The sequence below is a fragment of the Halopseudomonas phragmitis genome (genome assembly GCF_002056295.1).
GTDB classification, from domain to species: Bacteria; Pseudomonadota; Gammaproteobacteria; order Pseudomonadales; family Pseudomonadaceae; genus Halopseudomonas; species Halopseudomonas phragmitis.
The window spans coordinates 3,533,749-3,549,979 of sequence record NZ_CP020100.1 but is presented as its reverse complement, the minus strand read 5'-3'; the positions used below and the strand labels follow the sequence as shown (position 1 = coordinate 3,549,979).

General features: G+C 57.9%; 13 protein-coding genes. 12 read left to right on the top strand and 1 reads right to left on the bottom strand.

All coding sequences use genetic code 11. The features are described 5' to 3' along the window. Positions 1-14: 14 nt before the first annotated feature. Positions 15-1,850, bottom strand: coding sequence for a sigma-54-dependent Fis family transcriptional regulator (locus BVH74_RS16400; RefSeq protein WP_080051143.1), 1,836 nt, complete (start codon positions 1,848-1,850; stop codon positions 15-17). 409 nt (positions 1,851-2,259) lie between these two features. Here BVH74_RS16400 and BVH74_RS16395 point away from each other — a divergent pair, with 409 nt between their 5' ends. The 12 genes from BVH74_RS16395 to dmpG all read left to right on the top strand — a co-directional run bounded on the left by BVH74_RS16395 (position 2,260) and on the right by dmpG (position 16,226). Then, positions 2,260-3,162 carry a VOC family protein gene (locus tag BVH74_RS16395; RefSeq protein ID WP_080051142.1) on the top strand — a complete coding sequence of 301 codons (903 nt, stop codon included), beginning with the start codon at positions 2,260-2,262 and terminating at the stop codon, positions 3,160-3,162. 24 nt (positions 3,163-3,186) lie between these two features. Then, a complete protein-coding gene (locus BVH74_RS16390; RefSeq protein ID WP_080051141.1) occupies positions 3,187-4,074 on the top strand; it encodes an alpha/beta fold hydrolase in 888 nt (295 codons plus the stop codon). After that, entirely contained in the window at positions 4,071-4,604 is a 534-nt protein-coding gene (locus BVH74_RS16385) for a flavin reductase family protein (RefSeq protein ID WP_080051140.1), read from the top strand. The genes BVH74_RS16390 and BVH74_RS16385 overlap by 4 nt, the downstream gene beginning before the upstream one ends. A 51-nt stretch (positions 4,605-4,655) precedes the next feature. Continuing rightward, the gene (locus BVH74_RS16380; protein WP_080051139.1) at positions 4,656-5,873 is read left to right on the top strand and encodes an acyl-CoA dehydrogenase family protein; all 1,218 of its coding nucleotides are present in this window, start codon (positions 4,656-4,658) and stop codon (positions 5,871-5,873) included. 105 nt (positions 5,874-5,978) lie between these two features. Beyond that, positions 5,979-7,661 carry a DUF1302 domain-containing protein gene (locus tag BVH74_RS16375; protein WP_080051138.1) on the top strand — a complete coding sequence of 561 codons (1,683 nt, stop codon included), beginning with the start codon at positions 5,979-5,981 and terminating at the stop codon, positions 7,659-7,661. A 10-nt stretch (positions 7,662-7,671) separates the two neighbouring features. Continuing rightward, a complete protein-coding gene (locus BVH74_RS16370) occupies positions 7,672-9,051 on the top strand; it encodes a DUF1329 domain-containing protein (RefSeq protein WP_080051137.1) in 1,380 nt (459 codons plus the stop codon). A gap of 75 nt (positions 9,052-9,126) precedes the next feature. Further along, entirely contained in the window at positions 9,127-10,188 is a 1,062-nt protein-coding gene (locus BVH74_RS16365; protein WP_155121738.1) for a WD40/YVTN/BNR-like repeat-containing protein, read from the top strand. Between the two features lie 30 nt (positions 10,189-10,218). Beyond that, positions 10,219-12,714 (top strand): efflux RND transporter permease subunit, encoded by a 2,496-nt coding sequence (locus BVH74_RS16360; RefSeq protein ID WP_080051136.1) that lies wholly within the window; start codon positions 10,219-10,221, stop codon positions 12,712-12,714. Further along, positions 12,711-13,199, top strand: coding sequence for a GlcG/HbpS family heme-binding protein (locus BVH74_RS16355; RefSeq protein ID WP_080051135.1), 489 nt, complete (start codon positions 12,711-12,713; stop codon positions 13,197-13,199). Before BVH74_RS16360 ends, BVH74_RS16355 begins: the two co-directional genes overlap by 4 nt. Beyond that, a complete protein-coding gene (dmpE, locus tag BVH74_RS16350) occupies positions 13,192-13,977 on the top strand; it encodes a 2-oxopent-4-enoate hydratase (RefSeq protein WP_231705531.1) in 786 nt (261 codons plus the stop codon). Before BVH74_RS16355 ends, dmpE begins: the two co-directional genes overlap by 8 nt. A gap of 271 nt (positions 13,978-14,248) precedes the next feature. After that, a complete protein-coding gene (locus BVH74_RS16345; protein ID WP_080051133.1) occupies positions 14,249-15,187 on the top strand; it encodes an acetaldehyde dehydrogenase (acetylating) in 939 nt (312 codons plus the stop codon). 10 nt (positions 15,188-15,197) lie between these two features. After that, the gene (dmpG, locus tag BVH74_RS16340) at positions 15,198-16,226 is read left to right on the top strand and encodes a 4-hydroxy-2-oxovalerate aldolase (protein WP_080051132.1); all 1,029 of its coding nucleotides are present in this window, start codon (positions 15,198-15,200) and stop codon (positions 16,224-16,226) included. The last annotated feature ends 5 nt before the right edge of the window (positions 16,227-16,231 follow it).

The window sequence follows — 16,231 nt, the reverse complement described above, 5'->3', positions numbered from 1 at the left end:
GAGACTGGAGAGGTTCAAGGCTCGGGAGCGTTGTGGTTGGCCATCTTTTTAAGCCGGTAGTCCATTTGGGCGCGGGTCAGCCCGAGCAGGCTGGCGGCGCGAGTGATGTTTTGCTCAGCCAGATGCATTGCCGCGCGGACGAAGGCATCCTCGATGTCACTCAGATTGAGCGGTTGCTGCTGTAGAAGGCGTAAGGCCGTTTGATCCAATGGCGGTCCGCTAACGGGTGGGACGCTGCCATCCTCCGCTGTGGCCTTGGGCTCGGGCAGGCGGATGCCGATCCCGGGAGCCTGATCCCAGCTTACCGTGCCCTTGTGGGTTTCGCGCTGGGCTTCCTCGATACCAGAGAGATGCCTTAGGTCCAGGGTTTCACCATCGTCGGCGAGAATAACTGCGCGCTCAATGACGTTCTCGAACTCGCGGATATTGCCCGGCCAGGGGTAGTCAAGAATGCGTTGCAGGGCTCTTGGGGTGATGCCACTTAGTTGCCGCTCATGTTGCTGACACAACCGATTGATGAAACGCTCAAGCAGCAGCGGGAGGTCATCCTTGCGTTCGCGCAGCGGAGCGATGGTGACCGGGAAAACGTTCAGCCGATAGAACAGATCGCTGCGAAAACGCCCCTGCTTTACAGCTTCGGCCAGATCCTCGTTGGTCGCGGCGATGACTCGTACGTTGATTTTCAGGGTCTTGGTGCTACCCAGACGCTCCAGCTCACCGCTTTGCAGTACCCGCAGCAGCTTGCCCTGGGCGGTCATGCTAAGGGTGCCGATTTCATCGAGAAAAATGGTACCGCCGTCAGCGATCTCGAAGCGCCCTGGGCGTGCTTCGGTGGCGCCGGAGTAGGCGCCACGCTGAACGCCGAACAGCTCCGACTCGATCAGGGTGTCTGGGATTGCCGCACAGTTGATCTCGATAAAAGGCGCGCCGGCACGTCGGCTATTTGCATGTACTTCATGGGCGAACATGGTCTTGCCGACCCCGCTTTCGCCCAGCAACAGAACTGTGGCATTGGTAGAGGCTACCCGGAGAATCTTGTGCAGCACCGCGTGATAGGCTGCCGAACTGCCGACGGGTCGATCCAGCTCTATGGCGTCTTGCTGCTGGAAAGCCAGACCAAACGGTGCTCTGCCGGGCTGCATGCCAGAAAACTCGCTGCGGCTGGGAGGTTGCGGGTGCTGTCTGACAGACGAGCGTGGCTGGAAATATTGCAGGTCGTTATCGGCATCCTCCCAGGCTTCTACCGGACGCGCCACTGCGCGACAGGACTCGTCGCCCCGTGCCACGCACTCCACCTCGCGAACCAAGATGCGTTTGCCCATCAGTTGGGTTAGAAACCCTGAGCTGTAGCCGGTTTCCATCCAGCATACGGGGTCGTGGCTATGGCCGCTCATGGCCAGGTGCTGATCGCTTTCGATCGACTGCTTCCAGATGAACTCTCCGTACAGATAACCCTGATGCTGATCGACTTCTATACGTACTGGCTCAACCTTGATCAGGCCGCACAATGATCGTATCTGTGCGCCGGCGGCGAGAATATCGAGCTGAGTACCGGTTTGCCGGGTACGGATGGCCAGCTCGGCATCCCGGGTGCCGCTCAGGTAGCCAATGCGGGTAAGCAGGCCACGGGTCTGCTCAACGCCAAGACTTTCCAGCAGCTCCTGACGCAGCGAGCCGAATGCTTCGGCATGCAGCATCAGCATGCGTTTTTCTCCCAGCCAGATCAGGCCTTCTTCCGGGTTGAAATACAAATGCTCGGCCAGGTCCTGCATGTCTGGAAAACGCAGGTCAGTGATCACGTCCTTGAGTGAATGCGAGCTGCTGCTCTTGTTGTCGTTCGATACGGACATGTACTTACCATGAGTTTTGTATTTGTAATGATTGGTCGTGTTACTACCGGTGTGGGGGCGACGTCATCTTAACAGAAGAGGAAGGCTGTCTGTTTGAGCCATCCCGACCAATGATAGCTGAATAGACTTTTCGGTTATCACGAAAAGTGTGGCGAATTTTGTTGTAGAAAATTATGAAAGTTCAGAAAAGTATTAAGAGTCATTTTTTATTACTGTCTCAAGTGTTTCTTCCATGAGGTTCTGGGCTTCTTTTTATCTGTTTGTATATAAAGAGTTTTTTGTTTCTATGTAGTGGGTTTCATGAAGCTGGCACAGCTGTTGCTCTAACTCCCTTACAACGCAGCAAGCGTTCTGTTTACACCGAGGCCGGATGACCGGACTTGAAAACAAGAATAACGGAGATAGTGCAGTGGCTGAGATTTCTTCTCTGGGCTACGTCGGTTTCGGCGTCAGCAACCTCGACAAGTGGCAGACTTTTGCCACCGACATTCTTGGCATGCAGGTAGGACGACGTGATGCCTCCAGCATGACCCTGCGTATGGACGAATACTGTCAGCGCTTCTTTCTCGAGCAAAGCGATGCCGATGACATCATCGCCGCTGGCTGGGAGTTCACCAGTGAGCAGGAGCTTGAGAGCTATGTTGCCGAGCTGGGTGACAAGGGTATCGAGTTGCAGGCGCTGAGTGCTGAACAATGTGCGCGGCGTCATATCGAGAAAGGCTACAGATGCCAGGACCCAAATGGTTTTGACCATGAGTTCTTCTTCGGCCATGGCGTCGCCTTGCTCAAAGATCAATTCCGCTCCAGCGTGCTGAAAAGCCGATTTATTACCGGTGAGCTTGGTGTTGGGCACATTCTGCCGTTCGCCAATCGTAATAACGGGGCTGAAACCGTTGAGTTCTACAAGAATGTGCTCAAGTTTCGGGTCAGCGATTACATCCGCCAGGAGGTCCAGCCGGGCCTGACTGTCGAGGCGACTTTCTTCCACACCAAGACCGGTCGCCACCACTCGATTGCTACTGCTCAGGCACCGTCGCCCAAGGTGCTCAATCACTTCATGGTGCAGGTTGAGGACATCGATGATGTCGGTCTGGCCTATGACCGCGCGGTGGCTGCCGGTGTACCAATCGTTCTGGAGTTGGGCCATCACCCGAACGACAAGATGTTTTCCTTCTATGCCCAGACCCCTTCAGGTTTCAACTTCGAGTTCGGCTGGGGCGGAATCGTCATCGACGAAGGCAACTGGGAGGTCAAGACCTATCACCAAATGAGCGATTGGGGCCATAAGCGCAACCCGGTTTCGCAGGCCTGAGCCTGTAGCGAGGAGAGCACCTGTATGAGTATCTGGCTGGATTTTCTCGGCGCTGAAGTTCGCTATGTCGACCTGCCGACCTATGGACGTACGCGCATTGCCGAAGCAGGGCATGACAAGGCCGAAACGCTGATTCTGATGCATGGCATCGGTGGTCATCTGGAGGCCTATGCAAAGAATGTAGTGGCGTTGGGTCGGCACTTTCATGTGATTGCTTTTGACTATGTCGGGCATGGGCTGTCGGCCAAGAAGCTCGATATTGAGTATTCGATCAGTGATTACGTCGAGCAACTGCGTGAACTGATGGATGTGCTGGACATCGAGCGTGCACACATCTCCGGCGAGTCTTTGGGAGGCGTGGTAACTGGTGGTTTTGCCGTGCGCTATCCCGAGCGGATTCTGCGAGCGGTATTCAACACTACTGGTGGCATCCCGATCGTCAGCGAGAAGGGCTATGCGGATCTCCGCGCGCTGGGTGAGCTGTCGGCCAAAAGCGCCGGTCAGCAGCCGAGTTACGAAAGTGTGCTGGCGCGTATGCAGTGGCTTTTGTACGAAGGCAACTGGAACTTGCTCAACGAGGAGCTGGTTGGTTCACGCCTGGCGATTTATTCGCGGGAGGATTTCCAGGCCAGCGCCCCTCTGGTTTATGCACGGCTGCGCAAGGTCAACCAGGACGGTGCCAAGCCGGACATGATCGAGCTGGAAAAGGTGCAGTGCGAATCACTGTTGCTGTGGACCAGTCACAACCCGATTCATGACGTGGCGGCTGCCGAAGCTGCTTTGCCGAGCCTGCCACGTGGCCAGTTGTATGTGATGAAGAAACTGGCTGGGCACTGGCCGCAATATGAATCACCCGAGGAGTTCAATCAGGTGATGGTCGAGTTTCTCTCGACCGGGCGGGTGGCCGAATGAATGCCCAGTTAGCAACCATGCAAAGCCGGCGCGCACATGCTCCGGTGGATACGGCTCGTTTCTGCACGGCAATGCGGAACCTGGCGGGGCACTGTGTGGTGATAGCCAGTGGTGATGAGCAGCAGCGTGCTGGCCTGACTGCCACTGCAGTCTGTTCCATCACTGCTGATCCGCCGCGTCTGTTGGTCTGCGTCAACCGCAATGTGTATGCCCATGGTGTGATCAGCGAGCAGCGCCATCTCAGTGTGAATGTCCTGGGTAGCAACCAGGAGCAGATCGCACGACGCTTTGCCGGGATGGTGGAGGGGGTCAGTGGTGAAGAGCGTTTTGCCGAAGGTGCCTGGGCTTTGGGTATCAGTCGGGTACCGGTGTTAGGCGATGCGCTGGTCAGTTTTGAGTGTCGGGTAGTGGAGGCGATTCCGGCCAGTACTCACGACATGTTTCTCTGCGAGGTCATTGAGGTGGCCGGACAGATGAGTCAGGAAGACCCCCTTATCTACTTCAACGGACAGTTTGCGGCGCTGGTCTGAGCTGCAGTCTTGCGCGCCATGGTCCAGACAACAACAAAAGCGAGATCCAACATGACTAATGCTCTGAAAAAAAATGCCCTTGAGGCCGGTAGCGTTCCTTCCGAAGCCGAGCTACTGCAGCGTGCACGGGATCTCATCCCGATGCTGTTGGAGAAGGCCGACTCAGTCGAGAAGAACCGCATGGTATCGGCAGAAACCATTCGCGCCTTCGTTGATGCCGGATTTTTCAAGATTCTCCAACCTGCTCGGTTCGGGGGGTGGGAAATGAACCCGGCGGTGTTCTACAAGGTGTTGATGGAGCTGGGCCGTGGCTGCTGCAGCAGTGCCTGGAACATGATGATCCTTGGTGTGCATCAGTGGGAATTCGGCAGTATGCCAGATCAGGCTTGCCAGGATGTTTGGGGTGAAGATGACAAGACCATCATCGCTTCTTCGTACCCACCCTTCGGCAAGGTTGAAGAGGTTGAAGGCGGTTACCTGATCAGCGGCACCTGGAAAACGTCCAGTGGTTGTGACCATGGCCAGTGGGCATTTCTGGGCGGCCTGCGCCGCGACGCCCAGGGCAATATCATCGACCGTCTGTCGATGCTGGTGCCTGCGACCGATTACGACATCGAGGATGACTGGCACACCTTCGGCCTGGCCGGTACTGGTAGCAAGAGCCTGGTAGTCAAGGAAAGCTTTGTTCCCTATCACCGTGCCCACAGCCTGATCCAGTACCACTACGATGAGCGTGGCACAGCTTATCTGTATCCGTTCAACCAGATCTTCTTCGGCGCTGTATCGGCGCTGATCGTCGGCATGGCGCAGGGCGGGATCGACGAGTACATCCGCCAGATGAGCGTGCGCACCAATACCACCGATGGTGGCAGCGCGGCGCTGAGCCCGTATGTCAAGGATCGCCTTGGCAACGCCGTGGTGCGGGTACGCTCGGCACGTGCCCGTCTGCTGCAGATGATGGCGGAGACTACCGAAATCGTTGAGCGCCGGGAACTGGTGCCGAACTATGACCGCGTTCATCACATGCTGGATATTGCCCGCGTCGGGCGTGACTGTGAAGAAGCTGTAATGCTGTTGTTCAAGGCTACTTCGGCCCGCGGTATTTATCTCAGCAATCCGCTGCAGCGCATCCTGCGCGACGTGATCGCCGCTTCCAACCATATCACCCAGAACGCCGATGATACCGCGGGCATGCTCGGAGCCTATCTGCTGGGACAGCAGCTGCCGCCCATGGTGTTTGGTCTGGAGCCGGTCTCACTTAACGGCTGAGTCTGAGTTTGGGGGTTTTCCCCATTGGTACCGTGGTGGCGGGCACCAGGCCGCTACCACGGAAATAAAAATAAAAGGCGGGCTAACGCCCCTTTGAGGTGCTTCATGTCTCACCAAAGTCTGAACAAGACCTTTACGCTTTCTGCATTGAGTGCTGCCGTTTTGCTCTGCACTGCGCTGCCCGCGCAGGCTTTTCAGTTTGACACCGGTAATTCCGACCTGCGAGTACGGCTGGATACCAACGTCAAATACACCGCCGCCTGGCGGGTGAAAGATCAGATGAACCGGTTGATTGCTGATCCGACGCTGGATGATGGCGACCGCAACTTCGACAAGGGTTCGATGATCAACAACCGTCTCGACCTGTTCTCCGAATTTGACGTCAACTACCGCGGTATGGGCGCGCGCGTGAGCGGCGCGGCCTGGTATGACCGTGTCTACAACCGCAGAAATGACCACGACAATCCAGGTACCGCCAACAGTCTGAGCGTTCGTTACAACGAGTTCACCAAGGAAACGCGCGATCTGCATGGCCGTGATGCGGAGATTCGTGACGCCTTTGTTTACAGTGATTTTGACCTGACTGACGACATCTGGGGTGTGGTGCGTGTCGGCCAGCACTCTCTGCTGTACGGCGAAAGCCTGTTTTTTGGCAACAATGGTATCGCTGGCGGCATGATGCCGATCAATGCGATCCAGGCGCTGTCGGTACCAAATTCCCAGTTCAAGGAACTAGTGCTGCCGGTCAAGCAACTGTCGGGTGAGCTGCAACTGACCCCAGCGCTGTCGGTGGGTGCCTATTACCAACTGGAGTGGGAACGTACCCGTATTCCTGCTGCTGGCAGCTATTTCAGCCCCGCCGACCTGCTTGATGGTGGTGGTGAGCGGATTCTGGCGGTTGCCGGCGATCCGCAGATTTCGCTGTACCGTACCAAGGATATTGAGGCGCGCGACTCTGGCCAGTGGGGTATGCAACTGCGCTACCGGGCTGATCAGATCGGTACCGAGTTTGGGTTGTACGCGATTCGCTACCACGACAAGAACTTCCAGGTGCAGACCCGTCCATTCGCGGGGCCACCTCAGCCAGGGCAGGTGGGTGATCTGGTGGTTGGCGAATACATGCTGGTATTCCCGGAAGACATCAAGGCCTACGGTTTCAGTGCCAACCGGGGGATTGGTTCTGCCAACGTAGGCTTTGAGGCTTCTACCCGTCGCAATGCACCGCTGGTCAGCCTGACTGTGACCGATCTGGCAGGCAATCGTGACAACCGTAGCAATCCTTTGTATGCCGTGGGTAATACCGCTCATGCGCAAATCAACATGATCACCATTCTGCCCAAAGGCCAGTTCTGGGATACCGCCGCCTTGCTGGGTGAGGTTGCTTGGAACCGTACTCTGAGTGTCACCAAAAATCGCGAGTGGCTGGATCCAAACAACACCCGTGACGCAACCGCCATGCGTGTGGTGTTCACTCCAACCTACTTCCAGGTATTCGATGGCGTTGATCTCTCGGTGCCCATGGGTGTGAGCTATGGCCTGGATGGTCGTTCTTCGGCCGTTGGTGGTTTCAGTCAGGCCAAAGGGGGCGGGTTCAACGTCGGCGTCTCGGCTGAGTATCTCAAGCGGGTGACAGTATCTCTGAGCTACAACGGCTTCTATGGTCCGAGCGACCGTACCAGCCGTCCTGAGTTTGTACCGGCGATCGGGGCTGTAACCGGGGTCAAGACCTACAAGCAGACCAACGGCGACCGCGATTTCATCTCCCTGAATGCATCCTACACGTTCTGAGGTTCAGACCATGCATAACAAGAATATTCATCGTTCCGTCCTCTGTGCATCGCTGTTGGCGCTTGGCGTCAGCTCTGCGCTGGCTGCGGTCAGTCCGCAGGAAGCGGCTCAACTGAAAACAACCCTGACCCCGCTCGGGGCCGAACGTGCCGGTAATGCCGACGGCAGCATCCCTGCCTGGGATGGTGGCTACACCAAGGTGCCGGCAGATTTTCGCAATGGTTACCGCAACTTTGATCCGTTCGCTGGCGATCAGCCGCTTTTCTCGATTACGGCGGCCAATCTGGCAGAACATCAGGACAAGTTGGCCGATGGTATTGTTCAACTGTTCCGCGACAATCCAGACAGTTTCCGTATTGATGTGTATCCGACCCGCCGTACTGCTGCCGCGCCGCAATGGGTTTACGACAACACCTTCCGCAATGCCACTGAGGCGACCCTGGAAAACGATGGGCTGACCGTACGTGGTGCCTATGGTGGTGTGCCGTTCCCGATTCCGAAAACTGGGATTGAGTTGTACTGGAACCACCAGATGCAATGGCGTGGCGAGGCGACAGATACCAAGTATCAGGTCTGGACCACGACCGCTGAAGGTCGGCGCATCCTGGCTACAGCTGCAGTGGACTATGGCCAATATCCCTACTTCTACAAGGATGGCGCCTGGGATGCAAGCGTCTCGAATCCGCGTTACATGCTGGCTATCCAGTTGGCCTATGAACCAGCATTCCGGGCCGGTGAAGCGCTGATGGTGCACAACGTGCTCGACTATGCCCAGGGCCGGACTTTGTGGCAGTACCTGGTCGGTCAGCGTCGGGTACGTCAGGCTCCGAGTATCAACTTCGATACCCCCAACGTCGTGGCTTCCGGGGTCAACTTCGTTGATGAGACCTTTGGTGGCGGTGGTTCGCCGGAGCGCTACGACTGGAAATTGATTGGCAAGCGCGAAATGTACATTCCGTACAACAACAACGCGCTGTTGGCCAACAGTGACGCTGAAGTACTCGGCCGTAGCCACGCCAATCCAGACCATGTGCGTTGGGAATTGCACCGGGTCTGGGAGGTCGAGGCCAATCTCAAACCGGGTAGCCGTCATGCGGTGCCTAAGCGCAAGTTCTATTTCAGTGAAGACAACTGGGGAACTGCGATTCTGGATGGCTGGGACGCCGAAGGAACGCTGTGGCGTACAGCAATGACCACCCCGTTTGTGGCTCCGGATATTCCGGCCACGGTCAATTATTGCAATGGGTTCTTCCATGACCACCGGACCAAGGCCTGGGTCTACAACTGTGCCATGGGGAACGACATTGCCGGAGACCAGTTCAAGATGGTCAACCGCCGCTCGGAAAGCTACTTCTCGCCGCAATCGCTGTTGCGGATGAGCGGCCGCTAACCTGGCACTTCGCCGGCGTCCGCTTAGGCGGACGCCGGCGCTGATAACAACAAACCACGAGCGGAGTGTGCTCAGGTGAACAAGTCCTTGAAAACTGCGGCCTGCCTGCTGACGCTGTCACTACTGCAGCCTCTGGCCGGTGGCTCCGTCCTTGCGAGCGTGCTGCCGGATACTCTCAACAAACCCGCAGTCGCAACCGAGCTGGCTCATCGAACCATGCTGGCTGATCTTACCCGGGCCGGACAGCGCCTGGTTGCCGTGGGTGAACGCGGTCATATCATTCTCTCCGACGACGAAGGCAACAGCTGGCGTCAGGCCTCGGTGCCGGTCAGTGTGACCTTGACTGCCGTGTGTTTCGCTGACGAGCTAAATGGCTGGGCCACCGGCCACAGGGGGGCCATTCTGGCTACCGCTGATGGTGGGGAGACCTGGAACTTGCAGCTGGATGGCAATGGCGTCGCTGCGGCGCTACTCAAGGATGCCCAGGCGCGTGATCCTCAGTTGGTGATGAGCGCCGAGCGTCTGGTCGAGGATGGGGCAGACAAGCCACTGCTTGCGATCCATTGCCAGAGTGCCAGCCAGGCGCTGGCGGTTGGAGCCTTTGGCATGGCGGTTATGACTCGCGACGGTGGTCAGAGCTGGCAGGGGCTTTCAGCTGTGTTGGAGGCTACCTCGGAGCGGCATCTGAATTATCTGCTGGAGCATGACGATGGGCTCTACATCGCTGGGGAAATGGGTGGGCTGTTTCGCCTTGATCAGCAAGGACATGCACATAACCTCGATGAGCCCTATGAGGGCAGCTTCTTTGCCCTGACTGACACCAGGGACGGCAACTTGCTGGCTTTTGGTCTGCGCGGTCACCTGTTTCGTTCTTCCGATGCCGGTCAGAGTTGGCAACCGGTAATGCTTGACGCTACGCAAAGCCTGACTGCTGGTACCCGACTGCCCGATGGCCGGGTGTTGATTACTGATGTTTCCGGAACTGGCTGGCTCAGCGATGACAACGGCCATAGTTTCAGTCGCGTGCGGCCTGAACGTCAGTATCCCTTTACCGCATTGTTACCGATCGCTGACGGCCGGGTCCTGGCGGTAGGGCAGCGCGGCATCACTTGGTTCAAACCCGAAGGGCTGCGCTAAAGCGCAGTAGGCCATTGCAAGGTAACTATCATGGGTAAAAAAGTATCTGACGGGTTCGAAACCATCGCATCCCTCGCCGACTTCGACAAGTATTCGGGCAATCGTCTCGAACGCTTACTGTTCAATTATAGAGGCTGGGTTATCGCACTTTGTGCTTTGCTGACAGCGGTGTTCATCGTGTCAGCAAGTCAGCTCAAACTCAATGCCAGCTTTCTCAAGACTATCCCGGCCAGCCATCCGTTCGTGCTCAACTACCTCAAGCATGCCGAAGAACTCAAAGGCTCGGCCAATGCTCTGCGTATTGCCATAGCGTTACCCGAAGAGCACCAAGGGGATATCTTCAGTGCCGATTACATGGAACTGTTGCGTCAGATCAACGACGAGGTGTATCTGGTGCCTGGGGTTGATCGCGCCTTCATGAAGTCGTTATGGACGCCTCTGACCCGCTGGCAAGGTGTTACCGAGCACGGCTTTGACGGTGGCACTGTGGTGCCGGATGGATTCAGTGGTTCGGCAGCAGATCTTGAGGTTCTACGTGGCAATGTCGAGTTGTCGGGCGAAATCGGCCAGTTGGTTGCGCCGGACTTTCGCTCCAGCATTATTCTGGTGCCGCTGCTAGATATTAATCCCAATACCGGCGAGGCTCTGGACTATAAGGAATTGTCCGATGCTCTGGAGCAGATCCGCGAGCGTTATGAAGCGCAGGGCGTGGACATCCATATCATTGGTTTTGCCAAAGTTATGGGCGATCTGATATCCGGCCTGTATGCCATGCTGGTGTTCTTTGCCTTCGCCGTATTCATCTCCACCTTCATCCTGCTGCGCTTTACTCGCTGCTGGCGCAGTACTTTGGTGGTCCAAGGCTGCACCCTGACCGGCGTGGTCTGGCTGCTTGGCGTTCTGCCGATGCTGGGCTACGAACTGAACCCCTACTCAATTCTGGTGCCGTTCCTGGTTTACGCGATTGGGGTCAGTCATGGTGCGCAGAAGATGAATGGCATCATGCAGGACATTGGTCGGGGTACTCATCGGCTGATCGCAGCACGCTATACCTTTCGCCGCCTGTTCGCTGCGGGGATGACAGCTCTGTTGGCCGATGCAGTGGGGTTTGCCGTCCTGACGTTGGTCGATATTCCGGTGATTCAGGACCTGGCAATCATCTCCAGTTTGGGGGTGGCACTGTTGGTGTTCACCAACCTGGCCCTGCTGCCGATCCTGCTGTCCTATACCGGTGTCTCGGCCAGGGCTGCCGAGCGTCGCCTGCATGCCGAGCAGAACATTCAGCACAACTCGGCCAGTACACCGGCGTTCATGCGGATTCTGGATCTTTTCACCAAGCCACGCATGGCGGTCTTCGCCCTGGTGCATGCGCTGATGCTGGGCGGCTGGGCCTTGTGGACCAGTCAGGATCTGCAGGTTGGCGACCTTGATCCTGGCGCTCCGGAGCTGCGGCCCGACTCGCGTTACAACCAAGACAACGCTTTCATCATCGGCAACTACCAGGCCAGTAGCGATGTATTTGTGATCATGGTTGAAACCGAGACCGGGCAATGCGTCAACTATGAAACGCTGCGCAAGGTCGAAGAACTCGAATGGCGGCTGCGCCAGTTGCCTGCGGTGGATGGAACCAGTTCGATCGCCGGGGTGGCGCGTCGGGTTAACGTCGGGATGAATGAAGGGTTGCTCAAATGGAATGAGCTGCCGCCAAACCAGGCGATGATCAATGCCGCCGCCAACCGCTCGCCGCGAGAGCTGTTCAACGATACCTGCGATCTGCTGTCGATCTATGTGTTCCTCAAGGACCACAAGGCCGACACGCTCAATGCTGTTGTGAGTGTTACTGGCAGCTTTGCCGATCAGTTCAACAGCGACGAGGTCCGCTTTCTGATGGCCGCTGGCAATGCCGGGATCGAGAGCGCCACCAATATTGTGGTCAAGCAGGCTAATACGCAGATGCTGATTGGCGTCTACCTTGCGGTGAGCCTGTTGTGTCTGATCGCCTTCCGTTCCTGGCGAGCGACAGTCTGCGCTATTTTGCCGCTGATGCTGACCTCGATCCTGGCTGAAGCCTTGATGGTCAAGCTGGGTATGGGGCTCAAGGTAGCTACCCTGCCTGTCGTGGCGTTGGGGGTAGGCATCGGTGTGGATTACGCGCTCTACATCATCAGTGTGATGTTGTTCTGGCTAAAGCGTGGCTCCACTCTGTCAGAGGCCTATTTTCATGCACTCAACTTTACCGGGCGAGTGGTGGTGTTTACCGGGATCACATTGTCGCTGGGCGTGATCACTTGGGTACTGTCCCCAATCAAGTTCCAGGCTGACATGGGCCTGCTGCTGACCTTCATGTTCCTTTGCAACATGCTGGTGGCGCTGGTGCTGGTGCCGGCCCTGGCTTGCTTCCTGCTGCAGCCCCGTCACTTCCCACAGGGGCGTGAGAACGCTACTTCAACTCCAGAGAAAAGCTCCGACCTGGTGTCGGCTGACACTGAGCAGAAGGCTAGTCGAGAGCAGGAGGTGCCGGTATGAGCGGCAACGGAATTCCCTTGCCACGGATTCGTAGTGGTGACCTGCCGCTTGAAATGGCGCAAGCGGCGATGGATGCAGCAGTCGCCTATGCCATTAGCCGGGCGCTGCAGGTCAGTATCGCCGTAGTCGATTCGGGCGGCCATCTGCTCACCTTTGCACGAGTGTCCGGTACGCCCTGGCACAGCATTGATCTGGCCATCGACAAGGCTCGCACTTCAGCGTCCTTCGCTTTGCCCAGTAGCACGCTGGCTGACATGGTTGACAGCGCTAGCGAGCGTATCCGCATGAACCTGATGTTGCGTCCGGACATCATTGCCATGGGTGGCGCCTTTCCACTGCTGCTTGGTGATCGACTGGTGGGAGCAATCGGGGTATCTGGGGCCAGCGAAGAAGAAGACATGGATTGTGCCAATGCTGGACGTGAGGCTATCGCCCAGTGCGTTCAACCGCTTGAAAGTAATGTTCAGGAGAAGGCTTGTGACTGATACCCCTAATCTGGATCAACTCGGCGACGAACTGTTTGCAGCGTTGCGCGATGCTCGCATGGTAGCACCGCTGACCGAACGCTTTCCTCAGTTGCGGATTGAGGATGCCTATGCCATCCAGCAACACCTGATTGCCCGTCGCCTGGAAGCAGGTGAGCGGATCATCGGCAAGAAAATCGGGGTCACCAGCCAGGCGGTGATGGACATGCTCAAGGTCGATCAGCCGGACTTCGGTCAGCTCACCGACCGCATGGTGGTCAACCAGGGTGAGAGCATCGACATGAGCCGCCTGATCCAGCCCAAGGCCGAAGGTGAAATTGCTTTCGTTCTCAAACGCGACCTGACCGGCCCGGGTGTGACCGCCTCCGATGTATTACGCGCAACCGAAGGGGTCATGGCCTGCTTCGAGATCGTCGACTCGCGTATTCGTGACTGGCAGATCCGGATTCAGGACACCGTGGCCGACAACGCCTCTTGCGGTGTTTTCGTACTCGGCGACCGGCTGGTTGATCCACGCACACTCGACCTTTACAGCACCGGCATGGTGCTGGAGAAAAACGGCCGGGTGGTTGGTACCGGTGCAGGTGCCGCGACCATGGGCTCACCGGTCACCGCGGTGGCCTGGATGGCCAACACCCTGGGGCAACTGGGCATGGGCCTGAAAGCCGGTGAGGTGATCCTGTCTGGCGCGCTGTCGGCGATGGTGCCGGTGGCCGCCGGCGACAACCTGCGTATGCACCTGGCGGGGATTGGCGGCGCCAGCGTGCGCTTTGGCTGAATGGATTGCCACGGGCCTGCGGCCCTCGCAATGACGAGCTAGTGCTACCGGTCTCTCTGTCGTCATTGCGAGCGCAGCGAAGCAATCCATGGCTGGCGACCTGAGCCCAGCCGGGCTCCTGACTGGATTGCCACGGGCCTATGGCCCTCGCAATGACGGTGAAGTGCTACGGAGTCCTCCAGCGTCATTGCGAGCGTAGCGAAGCAATCCATGGCGCAGGCAATGCCAGCCACCACAACAGAACAAGTATTACCCCAACGAGGGCATAAACATGAGCAAGAAACTGAAAGCCGCGATCATCGGCTCGGGCAACATCGGCACCGACCTGATGATCAAGATCCTGCGCAACAGCGAGCATATCGCCATGGGCGCGATGGTCGGCATCGACCCCGAATCCGATGGCCTGGCGCGCGCTGCGCGCATGGGCGTGGCCACCACCCATGAAGGGGTGGATGGCCTGGTCAAGATGGCGGAATTTGCCGACATCGACTTTATCTTCGATGCCACTTCGGCCGGTGCCCACCGGCACAACGAGGTGTTTCTGCGCGGCCACAAGCCGGACCTGCGGATCATCGACCTGACCCCAGCGGCCATCGGGCCCTACTGCGTGCCGGTGGTGAACCTTGAGCAACATATCAACGAAACCAACGTCAACATGGTCACCTGTGGTGGCCAGGCCACCATCCCCATGGTCGCGGCGGTCTCGCGGGTGGCCAAGGTGCACTACGGCGAAATCGTCGCCTCGATTTCCAGCAAGTCAGCCGGCCCGGGTACCCGCGCCAACATTGACGAGTTCACTGAAACCACCTCCAAGGCGATTGAAGTGATCGGTGGCGCCAAACGTGGCAAGGCAATCATCATCATGAACCCGGCCGAGCCGCCGCTGATCATGCGCGATACCGTCTATGTACTGAGCGAACTGGCTGACCAGGCCGCGGTGGAGGCCTCGGTGGAAGAGATGGTCCAGGCCGTCAACAGCTACGTACCCGGCTACCGCCTGAAGCAAAAGGTGCAGTTCGACGTCATCCCCGAAGACCAGCCGCTGAATGTCCCCGGCCTTGGTCACCTGAGCGGGCTGAAAACCTCGATCTTCCTCGAAGTCGAAGGCGCTGCCCATTACCTGCCAGCCTACGCTGGCAACCTCGACATCATGACCTCCGCTGCGCTGGCTACCGCCGAGCGTATGGCGCAGTCGATGACCCAGGCCTGAGGAGACCATCATGACCTTCAATCCCGGCAAGAAACTCTATATCTCTGACGTCACCCTGCGTGACGGCAGCCATGCCATCCGCCACCAGTACTCGATCAAGAATGTCCAGGACATCGCCCGTGCCCTGGACCAGGCCAAGGTCGACTCGATCGAAGTCGCCCACGGTGACGGCCTGCAAGGCTCCAGCTTCAACTACGGCTTTGGCGCGCACACCGACCTGGAATGGATCGAAGCAGTGGCTGAAGTGGTCACCCATTCACAGATCGCCACCCTGTTGCTGCCCGGTATCGGCACCATCCACGACCTGGATAACGCCTACAACGCCGGCGCCCGCATCGTCCGCGTCGCCACCCACTGCACCGAAGCCGATGTATCCAAACAGCACATCGAGCACGCACGCAAGCTGGGTATGGACACCGTCGGCTTTCTGATGATGAGCCACATGCAGACCCCGCAGGGCCTGGCTCAGCAGGCGAAGATGATGGAAGACTACGGCGCCACCTGCCTCTATGTGGTCGACTCCGGCGGCGCCATGGGCATGCAGGATATCCGTGATCGTTTCCGCGCGCTGAAAGACGTACTCAAACCTGAAACCCAGACCGGCATGCACGCCCACCACAACCTCAGCCTCGGCGTAGCCAACTCCATTGCCGCAGTGGAAGAGGGCTGTGACCGCATCGACGCCAGCCTGGCTGGTATGGGCGCCGGTGCCGGTAATGCACCGCTGGAAGTCTTTATTGCCGCCGCCGAGCGCCTCGGCTGGGAGCACGGCACTGACCTCTACACCCTGATGGATGCCGCTGACGATATCGTGCGTCCGCTGCAGGACCGTCCGGTACGGGTCGACCGTGAAACCCTGGCGTTGGGCTATGCCGGCGTCTACTCCAGCTTCCTGCGTCACTCGGAAGTGGCGGCCCAGAAGTATGGATTGAAGACCGTCGACATTCTGGTCGAACTGGGCAAGCGCCGTATGGTCGGCGGTCAGGAAGACATGATCGTCGATGTGGCACTGGATCTGCTCAAGCAGCAACAGGCCTGACCCCA

Bases quoted from the DNA above. Each gene is read 5' to 3' on its own strand.
- BVH74_RS16400 (WP_080051143.1), bottom strand. From the start codon at position 1,850: ATGTCCGTATCGAACGACAACAAGAGCAGCAGCTCGCATTCACTCAAG.
- BVH74_RS16380 (WP_080051139.1), top strand. From the start codon at position 4,656: ATGACTAATGCTCTGAAAAAAAATGCCCTTGAGGCCGGTAGCGTTCCT.
- BVH74_RS16355 (WP_080051135.1), top strand. From the start codon at position 12,711: ATGAGCGGCAACGGAATTCCCTTGCCACGGATTCGTAGTGGTGACCTG.
- BVH74_RS16375 (WP_080051138.1), top strand. From the start codon at position 5,979: ATGTCTCACCAAAGTCTGAACAAGACCTTTACGCTTTCTGCATTGAGT.
- BVH74_RS16390 (WP_080051141.1), top strand. From the start codon at position 3,187: ATGAGTATCTGGCTGGATTTTCTCGGCGCTGAAGTTCGCTATGTCGAC.
- BVH74_RS16360 (WP_080051136.1), top strand. From the start codon at position 10,219: ATGGGTAAAAAAGTATCTGACGGGTTCGAAACCATCGCATCCCTCGCC.
- BVH74_RS16370 (WP_080051137.1), top strand. From the start codon at position 7,672: ATGCATAACAAGAATATTCATCGTTCCGTCCTCTGTGCATCGCTGTTG.
- dmpG (WP_080051132.1), top strand. From the start codon at position 15,198: ATGACCTTCAATCCCGGCAAGAAACTCTATATCTCTGACGTCACCCTG.
- BVH74_RS16385 (WP_080051140.1), top strand. From the start codon at position 4,071: ATGAATGCCCAGTTAGCAACCATGCAAAGCCGGCGCGCACATGCTCCG.
- BVH74_RS16345 (WP_080051133.1), top strand. From the start codon at position 14,249: ATGAGCAAGAAACTGAAAGCCGCGATCATCGGCTCGGGCAACATCGGC.